Annotated in this window: 8 protein-coding genes; all 8 read right to left on the bottom strand. The window is 72.1% G+C overall.

Features of this window, described 5'->3' with window-relative positions; translation table 11 throughout:
• Positions 1–42 precede the first annotated feature (42 nt).
• The 8 genes from E1295_RS50915 to E1295_RS14910 all read right to left on the bottom strand — a co-directional run bounded on the left by E1295_RS50915 (position 43) and on the right by E1295_RS14910 (position 11,546).
• On the bottom strand, positions 43–1,011 hold the full coding sequence (locus E1295_RS50915; protein ID WP_246080047.1) for an ABC transporter ATP-binding protein: 969 nt from the start codon (positions 1,009–1,011) through the stop codon (positions 43–45).
• Positions 1,008–1,973: an ABC transporter ATP-binding protein gene (locus E1295_RS50910; RefSeq protein ID WP_132630868.1), complete on the bottom strand. Its 966-nt coding sequence runs from the start codon at positions 1,971–1,973 to the stop codon at positions 1,008–1,010. The genes E1295_RS50915 and E1295_RS50910 overlap by 4 nt, the downstream gene beginning before the upstream one ends.
• Entirely contained in the window at positions 1,970–2,836 is an 867-nt protein-coding gene (locus E1295_RS14935; protein WP_132630867.1) for an ABC transporter permease, read from the bottom strand. Before E1295_RS14935 ends, E1295_RS50910 begins: the two co-directional genes overlap by 4 nt.
• Positions 2,829–3,788: an ABC transporter permease gene (locus tag E1295_RS14930; protein WP_132630866.1), complete on the bottom strand. Its 960-nt coding sequence runs from the start codon at positions 3,786–3,788 to the stop codon at positions 2,829–2,831. The genes E1295_RS14935 and E1295_RS14930 overlap by 8 nt, the downstream gene beginning before the upstream one ends.
• On the bottom strand, positions 3,788–5,404 hold the full coding sequence (locus E1295_RS14925; RefSeq protein ID WP_132630865.1) for an ABC transporter substrate-binding protein: 1,617 nt from the start codon (positions 5,402–5,404) through the stop codon (positions 3,788–3,790). Before E1295_RS14925 ends, E1295_RS14930 begins: the two co-directional genes overlap by 1 nt.
• Positions 5,405–5,494: 90 nt before the next feature.
• On the bottom strand, positions 5,495–6,172 hold the full coding sequence (locus E1295_RS14920) for a GntR family transcriptional regulator (RefSeq protein WP_132630864.1): 678 nt from the start codon (positions 6,170–6,172) through the stop codon (positions 5,495–5,497).
• A gap of 43 nt (positions 6,173–6,215) precedes the next feature.
• Positions 6,216–6,767 carry a hypothetical protein gene (locus tag E1295_RS14915; protein ID WP_132630863.1) on the bottom strand — a complete coding sequence of 184 codons (552 nt, stop codon included), beginning with the start codon at positions 6,765–6,767 and terminating at the stop codon, positions 6,216–6,218.
• A 144-nt stretch (positions 6,768–6,911) separates the two neighbouring features.
• The gene (locus E1295_RS14910; protein ID WP_425465343.1) at positions 6,912–11,546 is read right to left on the bottom strand and encodes an ATP-dependent helicase; all 4,635 of its coding nucleotides are present in this window, start codon (positions 11,544–11,546) and stop codon (positions 6,912–6,914) included.
• Between the last annotated feature and the right edge of the window lie 83 nt (positions 11,547–11,629).

Here is an 11,629-nt window from a genome sequence, read left to right as displayed (position 1 = left end):
CGCCCGACAGCTCAGGCCTGGTGGTGAACAAACCATTCTCCTTTAGCGATGTGCGGCCGCGTCGGGGATGCGGTCCGCCGTGATGAGGTGACACGCGGCCGGGTGCCCGTTGCCCCGCGCGTCGGTCAAGGGGGGTTCGTCGGTGCGGCAGGCGTCGTACGCCAGCGGGCACCGCGTGTGGAAACGGCACCCCGGGGGCGGGTCGACCGGGCTCGGCACGTCGGCGCCGAGCACGATCCTGCGCCGCTCACGCTGCCGCACCGGATCGGCCACCGGGGCCGCCGACAACAGCGCCTGCGTGTACGGGTGCCGCGGCGCGGCGAAGATCTCGGCCTTCGGACCCGACTCCACGATCTTGCCCAGGTACATGACGGCGATCCGGTCGGCCAGGAACTCCACGACCGACAGGTCATGCGTGATGAACAGGCAGGAGAAGCCCATGTCCCGCTGCAGGTCGGTGATCAGGTTGAGCACGGACGCCTGCACGGACACGTCCAGCGCCGACACCGGCTCGTCGGCCACCACGAGCTTCGGCTCCAGGATGAGCGCCCTGGCCAGCCCCACCCGCTGGCGCTGCCCGCCGGACAGCTCGTGCGGGAACCGCGAGCGCATCTCCGGCCGCAGCCCCACCTTCTCCAGCATGGCCGGCACCCGCTCCGAGACGCCCCGGCGGTCGGTCACCTTGTGCCGCAGCAGCGGCTCGCCGACGATCTGCTCGATCGTGAAGCGCGGGTTGAGCGAGGAGAAGGGGTCCTGGAAGACCATGTGCATGTCCCTGCGCAGCGGGCGCATGGCCCGGCGTGACAGGCGGGTGATGTCGCGGCCGGCCAGCTCGATCGTGCCCGCGGTCGGGTCGGTCAGGCGCAGCACGCACTTGCCGACCGTGGACTTGCCGCTGCCGGACTCGCCGACCAGGCCGAGCACCTCGCCCTCGCCGATCTCCAGCGACAGGCCGTCCACGGCGCGCACCTGGCCGTAGTGCTTGACCAGGTTGTCGATACGCAGGATCACGGCTGACCTCCGGGGTGGAAGCAGGCCGCCAGATGGCCTTCCGCCTGGCGTACGAGCGGGGGCCGCGACAGACGGCAGTCGGTCTGGACGCGCGGGCAGCGGTCGTGGAAGGCGCACTCGTCGGGGTCGGACAGCGGCGAGGGCACCATGCCGGGGATCTCCGCCAGCTGGCCGCCGACCGCCGCCGTCGGCAGGGCCTTCATCAACCCCAGTGTGTACGGGTGGCGCGGGTGCGCGAACAGCTCGGTCACCGTGGCCTGCTCCACGGCGCGGCCCGCGTACATGACGACGGCCCGGTCGGCGATGTCGGCCACCACGCCCAGGTCGTGCGTGATCAGGATGATCGCCGTGCCGAGCCGGTCGCGCAGGTCGCGGAAGACGTCCAGCACGCCCGCCTGGATCGTCACGTCGAGCGCCGTGGTGGGTTCGTCGGCGATCAGCACGCGGGGCGAGCAGGCCACCGCGATCGCGATCATCACGCGCTGCCGCATGCCTCCCGACAGCTGGTGCGGATACTCCTTCATCCTGCGCGCCGGCGCCGGGATGCCGACCAGCTCCAGCAGCGCGACCGCGCGCTCGCCGGCCGCCCGCCGCGACAGGCCCTCGTGCCGGCGCAGCACCTCGGTGATCTGGTAGCCGACGCTGAACGACGGGTTGAGCGAGGTCATCGGCTCCTGGAAGACGACCGAGACGTCCTTGCCGCGTACGTGCCGCATGTCCGGCTCGGGCAGCGTGGTCAGCTCGCGGCCGTCCAGCTTCACCGAGCCGGACAGCCGGGTCGTGTCGGGCGGCAGCAGCCGGGGCACCGACATCGCGGTGACCGACTTGCCGCAGCCGGACTCGCCGCACAGCGCCAGGATCTCGCCCTCGTCCAGGCTGAGCGAGATGTCCCTGACCGCCTGCACCAGGCCGTCCTCGGTGTCGAACCCGACGGTCAGGTCGGTGATCTCCAGCAGGCTCATCGGCCGCTCCTCGGGTCCAGTACGTCGCGCAGCCCGTCGCCGAGCAGGTTGAAGCCGAGCGTGGCCAGCGCGATCATCAACCCTGGCCAGATGGCCAGCCACGGCGCGTCGCTCAGGTACTGCTGCGCGGTCGTCAGCATCACGCCCCACGAGGGGGTCGGCGGCTGCACGCCGAGCCCGAGGAACGACAGGGTGGACTCGCCGATGATGGCCGCCGGGATCGCCACCGTGGCCTGCACGATCAGCGGGCTGGCGCAGTTGGGCAGCACGTACCTGAAGATGATGTGCCCGTCGCCGGCGCCGTCGGCGACGGCCGCGGCCACGTAGTCCATCTCCCTGACCGCCAGCACCTCGCCCCGGGTGATCCGGATGACGGCGGGCAGCTGGGAGAAGCCCAGCGCCAGCACCACGCCCTTCAGCGACGGTCCGATGATCGCCGCCAGGCCCACCGCGAACACCAGGAAGGGGAAGGCCAGCGTCACGTCCACCAGCCGCATCACGATCGGGTCGAGCCAGCGCCGGTAGAAGCCGGCGACCAGCCCGATCGGGATGCCCACGGCCATCGCGAGCAGGGTGGACAGCACCCCGGCCTGGAGCGAGACCTGTGCGCCGTGCGCGATCCTGGCGAACGCGTCCCTGCCCAGGTCGTCGGTGCCCATCAGGTGCGCGGGCGACGGAGGGGCCAGTGTGGCCAGGTAGTCCTGCGCGGCCGGGTCGCCGGTGACCAGCGGCCCCGCCAGGGCCAGCAGGACGAAGCCCACGACCAGCACCAGCCCGGCCATCGGCATCGGCCGCCGCCGGAAGCGCCGCCACAACCTGCGCCTGCGGGCGGCCCTGCCCGCGGCGACGGCGTGCTCAGTCATGAGAGCCTCCCGACAGCCTGATGCGCGGGTTGAGGAAGGCGTAGGCGATGTCGACCAGCAGGTTGACGACGACGTAGCCGATCACGGTGATCAGGACGACGGCCTGGATGACCGGATAGTTCCTGGTCAGCACCGCGTCCACGGTCAGCTTGCCGAACCCCGGGATCACGAAGATCTGCTCGGTCACCACGGCGCCGCTGATGAGGGCACCGAGTTGCAGGCCGAGCACGGTGACGACGGTCGTCAGGCTGTTGCGCAGTGCGTGCGCGCCCACCACCTTCGCCTCCGACAGGCCCTTGGACCGTGCGGTCCTGACGTAGTCGGCGGACAGCGCGCCCAGCATGGCAGAGCGGGTCTGCCGCATCAGGATGGCCGCGAAGCCGGTGCCGAGCACGAGGGCGGGCAGGATCATGCGCTGCAGGTTCCCGGCCGGGTCCTCGGTGAACGGCACGTAGCCCGAGGCGGGCAGCACCTGCCAGGTGACCGCGAACAGCAGGATGGCGAGCAGGCCCAGCCAGAAGTGCGGCACCGACAACCCGGCCAGGCCGAACCCCGTGGCGACGTAGTCGGCGGCCTTGCCGCGGCGCACCGCCGCCACGATGCCCGCGCCCACGCCGATGACGATCGCGACCAGCATGGCCAGGGCCGACAACTCCAGCGTCACCGGCAACCGCTCGGCGATGATGTCGATCACCGGGAGCTGGTCCTGCGTGGAACGGCCGAGGTTGCCGGTCAGGGTCTGGCCGATGTAGTCGACGTACTGTGCGGGCAGCGGTTTGTCCAGGCCGAACTCCTGCCGGATGGCCTCGACCACCTCGGGCGAGGCCTCCTGCCCCGCCATGACGGTGGCCGGGTCGCCGGGCAGCGCCCTGATCCCCAGGAAGATCAGGACACTGCCCAGGAACATGACGATCACCGCGGACCCGCAGCGCCGGAGGATGAACCAGAGCATCAGGAGGTGAACCCGGCGGTGGCGAAGCGCGGGAGGCCGTCCTTGAAGTACTGGACCCCGGCGACGTCCTTATGCATGCCCAGGTAGTACTTGTTGTGGTAGAGGTACACGATGCCGCGCAGCTCGGCGATCTTCTTCGTCGCGCTGCTGTAGAGCTCGGCCCGCTTGGCGGTGTCCGACTCGGCGGCCGCCTCCTTGACCGGGTCGTCGATGCCCGGGTCGGACATGCCGCTGTAGTTGTTGGCGCCGCGGCTGGTGACCATGCCGGTGAGGTTGCCGTCCGGGTCCACCCGGCCTGACCAGCCGACCAGCATGGCGTCGAAGTCGCCGGCCTTGCCCTGCTCCAGGTTGCTGACGAACTCGCCCGTCTTCACGCTCACCTCGAAGCCCGCCTCCTTGGCCATCTGCTGGATGACCTGCGCCAGGCGGATGTTGGTGGCGTCGTTGGGCGTGTTGAGGCTGACGGGGACCGGCGTCTGCACGCCGGAGGCCTGCACGAGCTGCTTGGCCTTGGCGACGTCGCGCTTCGAGCACTGCAGATCCTTCGCCCGGAAGGGGCTGTCCAGCGGCAAGGGGGAGCAGTCGGCCTCGTACAGGCCGTTGTAGACGGTCTTGTTGATCACCTCGCGGTCGAGGGACAACTCGAACGCCTCGCGCAGTTGCGGGTTCTTGCCCAGTGCCGTGTCCACCGCGCCGGACTTCTCCGTGGCCCCGTCGGCGTTGCCGATGTTGATCGTGACGCCGTAGTAGCCGAGGCCGCCGCCCGCCACGACCTTCAGGTTGGGGTCGGCCTGCACGCCCTTGACCGTGGTGGTGGCGAGCTGGTCGGCGACGTGCACGTCGCCGGACTTCAGGTTGGCCGCCCGTACGTTGGGGTCGATGATGATCTTGTAGACGAGCTTGTCGAGCTTGACCTTGGCGGCGTCGTAGTAGTCGGGCGCCTTCTCCAGCACGATCTGGCTGCCGGACGTACGGCCGGCGAACTGGAACGGCCCCACGCACACCGGGCTCGCGCCGAAGTTGTCGCCCGCCTCGTCCAGCGCCTTGGGCGACATGATCATGCCGGCGCGGTCGGCGAGCTGCGCGGTCAGCGGGGTGAACGCCTGCGACAGCGTGAGCTTGACCGTGGCGGGGTCGACCACGGTGACCTTGTCGACCGGGGCGAGGTCGGCCTGGCGGGCGGACTTCTTCCAGGTGCGGTGCCGGTCGAGCGACTTCTTGACCGCCTCGGCGTCGAACGGTGTGCCGTCGTTGAACGTGACGCCCTCGCGCAGCTTGATCGTGACCTCCTTGCCGTCGTCGGAGACCTCCGGCAGCGCGGCGGCCAGTTGCGGCACGAGGGCCGAGGCGGCGTCGATGTCGTAGAGCTTCTCGCACATGTTCGCGAAGACCTCGCGGCCCACCAGGGTGGTCGCGGAGCTCGGGTCGAGTGCGTCGGGGTCGGCGTTGAGCGCGATGTTGAGTGTGCCGCCCGCCTTGACCGGCCGGTTGTCGGTGGTGGCGTCGGCGATGGATGGAGGTGCGGCGGGCGTACCGGTGGATCCGCCTCCGCCGCAGGCCGCCAGGGCCAAGGGGAGTACGGCGAGCGCCGCGAAGAGCCTGGGGGACGGTCTCATGGGGCCTCCGTAGGAGCTTTTAGGAGACTGTATACAAGACCTGACATTTCATAAGTGTTTCATAACGCTGTGTTGTTATCTGACCGTTTTCTAATCGTTCGGGTGTTTCCTGGTACGCCCCACGGCCACCAGGAACGACCTGCGCGCAGCGGCGACGTGTGCGACGGCCCTGGCCTGCGCCTCGTCCTCGTCACCGGCGGCGATGGCCTTGTACATGCTCAGGTGTTCCGACCATGAATGCGCGCCCCGCGCGGCGGCGGTCTGGCTGAAGACCCACTGCGCCCGCAGCAACATCGGCTTCATCATCAGGCTCAGGTAGGAGTTGCCCGCCGCCTCGCCCACGGCCAGATGGAAGGCGGTGTTGAGGTCGGCCACCTGCTCGAGGCGCCCGCCGTCCACCGCCTCCCTGGCCTGGTCGAGCACCTGCCGCAGCCGCTCGGCCGAGGCGGGGCTGCGCTTGCGCGCCGCCAGCCGGGCCGCGAGCCCCTCGATCGCCATGCGCACGTCGAAGAGCTCCTCGCCCTCCTCCGCGGACAGACGCGCGACCGTGGCGCCGAGCCGGGGGACGACCTCGATGAACCCCTCGGCGGCCAGCACCCGGATGGACTCGCGCACCGGGTTGCGGGAGACGCCGAGCGTGGCGGCCAGCCGGTCCTCGACCAGCCGTTCGCCCTGGGCGAGCTCGCCGGAGAGGATGCGGCGCCGCAGCTCCTTGGTGACCTCGTCGCGTAAGGTCCGGTGGGCCGCGCCCAGGGTCAACTCAGTCATATGACGACTTATCGTATACAAGCCGGTTTGTGTGCCCCGGCCGTCAGGGCCCGGCGACCGCCTCGGCGCGGCGCTTCGCGCGCAGCGTGAGCCACAGGCCTGTGCCGTACATCGCCGCCCCGATCAGCGTCATCTCCACGACGGTCGGCCAGCGCAGCCCGGCCGGCATGTACGTCGCCACGAACCACGAATGCTCCAGCATCCCGTTGGCGAGGAAGATGCCGGCCACGATGCCCTGCGGGAACAGCGGGATGGCGCCCAACGACCAGCAGGTCATGACGACCGCGCGCTGGACCTTGGGCATGTCGGGCAGCTTGTACGCCGTACCGCCGCCGCCGCCGGGGCGACGGCCCGTACGCATCATGTGCAGCAGTTCGGGGCCCTGCGCGGTCAGCCGCCGCTCCGCGAGGAGCCCGAGCCCCCAGTAGCACAGCGCGTCCGTGGCCACGCCCACCGGCGCGACGCCCACGGACGCCGACACCAGCAGCCCGCCCGCCAGCCGCGCCGGCGGCAACCCCACCAGCGAGAAGAACTCCGGCCGCAACGTCTCGTCGCCGCCGCCGGAGAAGACAGGGCCGATGATCCAGCCGAGCATCCACACCGCGTAGGCGGCGGCCGCCCAGTCGCCTTCGAGGAAGGCCAGGTAGATCGTCCCCGGGGCGCCGATCAGGCACGCATGAAGCTTCCGAGCCGCGACCGCACACCCCGCGCGGCCCTGGGCACGGAACGGTGCGCCCGGTCAGGCGCGCAGGCGCAGGCCGCGAGGCGTCGGGTGGAAACCGGCCGCCTCGAGCGCCGCCGCCAGCGGGGAGTCGACGATGGAGGCCCCGTCGGCCCGCTCCACGGTCAGCTTGCCCAGCGCGCCGTCGCGTACGGCCAGTGCCAGGGCGTCGACGGCCGGCTGCAGGCGTTCGTCGTCGGAGAATGACAGCAGCGTCTTGCCGCCCCGCTCGACGTACAGCACCACGTGGCCGTCCACCAGGACCACCAGCGATCCGGCCTTCCTGCCCGGTTTGTGGCCGATGTCGCCGGGATGCTGGGGCCAGGGGAGCGCGGCGCCGTACGGGTTGGCCGGGTCGGCGGCGGCCAGCACCACGACCCGCCGCCCGGAGTCCGCGGAGCGTCCGGCACCCGCGGAGGCACCGTGTGCGGTTCCCGGTCCGAGGCCGGTCTCCGGTGCGAAGGCGGGCGCGGCGGGGGCGATGCCCGGTGCCATGGCCCGCATGCGGTCGACCGCCCCCGGCAGCGCGAACTGGGCGCCGCCCAGCCCTTCGACGAAGTAGCCCCGCCGGCATCGCCCGCTCTCTTCGTAGGCGCGCAACACCTGGTAGACCGGCGAGAACCCGCCGGGCAGGCGCTCCGAGGTCACCGACCCGCGCGTCACCACCCCGTGCCGTTCGAGCAGTACCTCGGCCTGGGCGTTGGCCCGCTGCGTCGCGTCGGGCGCCGGGGCGGGCAGCAACCACCACCGCCCGGCCACCGTCGGCGGCCCGCTCCGGCTCGGCAGCACCGCCCGGCGCCGCCGCGTGGTGGCGGGCCGGTGGGCGGGCCGCCCGGTGCCGAGCGTCGCCCGCAGCGGCGAGAGCGTGTCGCCCGACACCCGCCCCGCCCACGCCAGATCCCACAGCGCGGCGACGAGCGTCGTGTCGTCGAAGGAGCCGAGCTGGTCGGAGATCCCGCGAAAGAACAGCCCGCCGCCCCCGCCCAGCAGCTCCAGCACCTGCTCGTGCACGGGCGTCATGGTGATCTCGACGGGCTCGGGCAGCAGCAGCGGCGCGGTGTCGGTGAAGTAGAGGGACACCCAGCCGTCACCGCCCGGCAGCGAGCCCTGCCCCGCCCACATGACCTCGCCGGACGAGGTCAGCTCGTCGAGCAGCGCCGGATGGTAGCCGGGCACCCGTGCGGGCAGCACCAGCGTCTCCAGCGCGGACGCGGGCACGGCCGTCCCCTGGAGCTGCTCGATGGAGCGGACGAGGGCGTCCATCGCCCTTGCCGCCCCGGCCCGCTCGGCCGAGGACGTGCCCGAGCCGGTGATGCCGTGCCAGGCGGGCAGGAACACGGCCAGCGTCTCGGGTGCGACGGGCTCGACCTCCTTGCGGAGCCGCGCCAGCGACCTGCGGCGCAACATGCGCAGCACCCCGGCGTCGCACCACTCCTCGCCCCGCCCGCCGGGCCGGAACTCGCCGCTGACGACCCGTCCCGTCACGGCGAGCCGCCGCAGCGCGTCCGTCACCACGGCGACGCCCAGCCCGAACCTGGCCGCGGCCGTGCCGGCGTGGAAGGGCCCGCGCGTGCGGGCGTGCCGCGCCACCAGGTCGGCCAGGGGGTCGGCGACCGGTTCGAGGAACACGTGCGGGATCCCCACAGGCAGCGGCACGCCGAGCGCGTCACGCAGCCGCGCCGCGTCCTCGACGGCCGCCCACTGCTCCTCGCCCGCGACCCGCACCCTGATCGCCCGCCGCGCGCGTTCGAGCTCCTCCAGCCAGGCGGGGTCGCCGCCGCGCACGCTCACGTCGGGCGCGAGCAGCGGGCCGTGCGAGCGCAGCAGGTCGGCGAGGTCTTCCGCGTCGCGCAGCGGCCGGTCGAGCCGGGCCAGCTCGCGCTCGCCGTCGGAGATCACGTCGGGGTCGAGCAGCTCGCGCAGGTCGGCCTGCCCGAGCAGCTCGGCCAGCAGCGAGGTGTCCAGGGCCAGGGCCTGCGCCCGGCGTTCGGCCAGCGGCGCGTCGCCTTCGTACATGAACGCGCCCACGTAGTGGAACAGCAGCGACGCCGCGAACGGCGAGGCCTGCGAGGTCTCCACCTCCACCAGGCGCACCCTGCGCGCCGCGATGTCGCGCATGAGCCGGACGAGGCCGGGCACGTCGAAGACGTCCTGCAGGCACTCGCGCATCGTCTCCAGCACGATCGGGAACGAGGCGTACTGAGAGGCCACGCCCAGCAGGTGGGCGGCCCGCTGCCGCTGCTGCCACAGCGGGCTGCGCCTGCCCGGCGTGCGGCGCGGCAGCAGCAGCGCCCGCCCCGCGCACTCCCTGAACCGGGAGGCGAACATGGCCGACCCGCCCAGCTCCTCGGTGACGATCTGCTCGATCTCCTCGGCGTCGAAGGCCGCCACGTCGGTGGGCGGCTCGGCCAGCGTGTCGGGGATGCGCAGCACGATGCCGTCGTCGGAGTGCACGGCCTGTACGTCGACGCCGTAGCGCTCGCGCAGCCGCCGGTTGATCGCGAGCGCCCACGGGGCGTGCACCCGCGCGCCGTAGGGGGAGTGGATCACCACCCGCCAGTCGCCCAGCTCGTCGTGGAAGCGCTCGACCAGCAGTGTGCGGTCGTCGGGGACGTAGCCGGTGGCCTCGCGCTGCTCGTTGAGATAGGAGAGCAGGTTGCCCGCGGCATAGGCGTCGAGCCCCGCCGCCCGCATGCGGTCGGTGGAGCCCTGCTGGGCCTGCTCGCGCAGGAACCGCCCGATCGCCTTGCCCAGCTCCGCCGGGCGGCCGGGCGCGTCGCCGTGCCAGAACGGCAGCTTGCCCGGCTGGCCCGGCGCCGGCGAGACGAGCACCCGGTCGGCCGTGATGTCCTCGATCCGCCAGGACGTCGCGCCCAGCACGAACACGTCGCCCACGCGCGACTCGTAGACCATCTCCTCGTCGAGCTCTCCCACCCTGGAGGACCGCTCGCCCACGAGGAACACCCCGAACAGGCCGCGGTCGGGGATGGTGCCGCCGTTGGTGACCGCGAGCCGCTGCGCGCCCGGGCGCCCCTGGAGGACGCCGGTCACGCGGTCCCACACGATGCGCGGGCGCAGCTCGGCGAACTCCTCGCTCGGATAGCGCCCGGCCAGCATGTCGAGCGTCGCCTCCAGCGCGGTGCGCGGCAGCGTGGCGTAGGGGGCGGCCCGCCTGACCACGGACTCCAGCTCGTCGACCGTCCACTCGTCGAGCGCCGTCATGGCGACGATCTGCTGGGCCAGCACGTCGAGCGGATTGCGCGGATAGCGCAGCTCCTCGATCTCGCCGCTCTTCATCCGCTCGGCCACCACGGCCGTCTGCACCAGGTCGCCGCGGTATTTCGGGAAGACCACCCCTTTGGAGACCGCGCCCACCTGGTGACCCGCCCGGCCGATGCGCTGCAGCCCGCTGGCCACGCTCGGCGGCGCCTCCACGCACGCGACGAGGTCGACCGCGCCCATGTCGATGCCCAGCTCCAGGCTGGAGGTGGCGACCACGGCGGGCAGCCTGCCCGACTTGAGCGCCTCCTCGATCTGCGCCCGCTCCTCCTTGGAGACCGAGCCGTGGTGAGCGCGTACGATCTCCGTCACGACGCCCTTGGCGGATCCGGCCTGCGCCATCAGCTCGGCCGGCGGGCGCCGGGGAGGCTCGGCGGCGGGCGGCCGATCGGGCGGACCCGTCTCCCAGATCGACAGATCGACGCTGTCCGCGCCGTGCGCGCGCTCATAGGCCAGCTCGTTGAGCCGGGTGCACAGCCGCTCGGCCAGCCGCCGCGAGTTGGCGAAGACGATCGTCGAGCTGTGCGCCCCGATGAGGTCGAAGAGCCGCTCCTCGACGTGCGGCCAGATCGACCTGCCGCCCGGCTCGGGCGTGAACTCCTCGCCCTCCTGCGGCCTGCCGCCCTCCATCTCTGTCATGTCCTCGACCGGGACGACGACCTCGATCTCGATCTGCTTGTCCGACGGAGGCTGCACCACGGTGGCCGGGCGGACCCCGCCCAGGAAGGCCGCCACCTCGCTCACCGGGCGCACGGTCGCCGACAGCCCGATGCGCTGCGCCGGCCGCTCGAGCAGCGCGTCGAGCCGCTCCAGGGTGAGCGCCAGATGCGCGCCCCGCTTGGTGGCGGCCACCGCGTGCACCTCGTCGACGATCACCGTCTCGACCTCGCGCAGCGCCTCACGGGCCTGGCTGGTGAGCAGCAGGAACAGCGACTCCGGCGTCGTGATCAGGATGTCGGACGGCCTGGAGGCGAACTTCCTGCGGTCCTGCGCCGGGGTGTCGCCCGAGCGGATCGCCACCGAAATTTCCGGCACCGGCAGCCCGAGCCGCCGCGCCGTCTGCTCGATGCCCTTCAGCGGCGCGCGCAGGTTGCGCTCGACGTCGACGGCCAGCGCCTTGAGCGGCGACACGTAGAGCACGCGGGTGCCCTTGCGCCCGGCCTGCTCGTCGGCCGGCGCGGCGGCGAGCCGGTCGAGCGACCACAGGAACGCCGCCAGCGTCTTGCCCGACCCCGTGGGCGCGACGACCAGGGTGTTGTCGCCGCGCGCGATCGACTCCCACGCCCCCTCCTGAGCGGCGGTGGGATTCTGGAACGCCCCGGTGAACCATTGCCTGGTCACCTGGCTGAAGTGGTTGAGCGAGCTCACCTGCACATACTGCCTCGCCCGACCGACAGAAACGTCATTCGCACGACGGCGCGTGATTGAGCGGGTGCGATGGCGGACATACAGCGACC

The sequence above is a fragment of the Nonomuraea mesophila genome (assembly GCF_004352805.1).
Classification (GTDB): domain Bacteria; phylum Actinomycetota; class Actinomycetes; order Streptosporangiales; family Streptosporangiaceae; genus Nonomuraea; species Nonomuraea longispora.
The sequence above is the reverse complement of the archived record's forward strand: the minus strand, read 5'-3'. Positions and strand labels throughout refer to the sequence as shown.

What these genes read in the sequence shown, in the direction of transcription:
- E1295_RS50910 (WP_132630868.1), bottom strand. Translation starts at nt 1,973, where the DNA reads ATGAGCCTGCTGGAGATCACCGACCTGACCGTCGGGTTCGACACCGAG.
- E1295_RS14935 (WP_132630867.1), bottom strand. Translation starts at nt 2,836, where the DNA reads ATGACTGAGCACGCCGTCGCCGCGGGCAGGGCCGCCCGCAGGCGCAGG.
- E1295_RS14930 (WP_132630866.1), bottom strand. Translation starts at nt 3,788, where the DNA reads ATGCTCTGGTTCATCCTCCGGCGCTGCGGGTCCGCGGTGATCGTCATG.
- E1295_RS14925 (WP_132630865.1), bottom strand. Translation starts at nt 5,404, where the DNA reads ATGAGACCGTCCCCCAGGCTCTTCGCGGCGCTCGCCGTACTCCCCTTG.
- E1295_RS14920 (WP_132630864.1), bottom strand. Translation starts at nt 6,172, where the DNA reads ATGACTGAGTTGACCCTGGGCGCGGCCCACCGGACCTTACGCGACGAG.
- E1295_RS14915 (WP_132630863.1), bottom strand. Translation starts at nt 6,767, where the DNA reads ATGCTCGGCTGGATCATCGGCCCTGTCTTCTCCGGCGGCGGCGACGAG.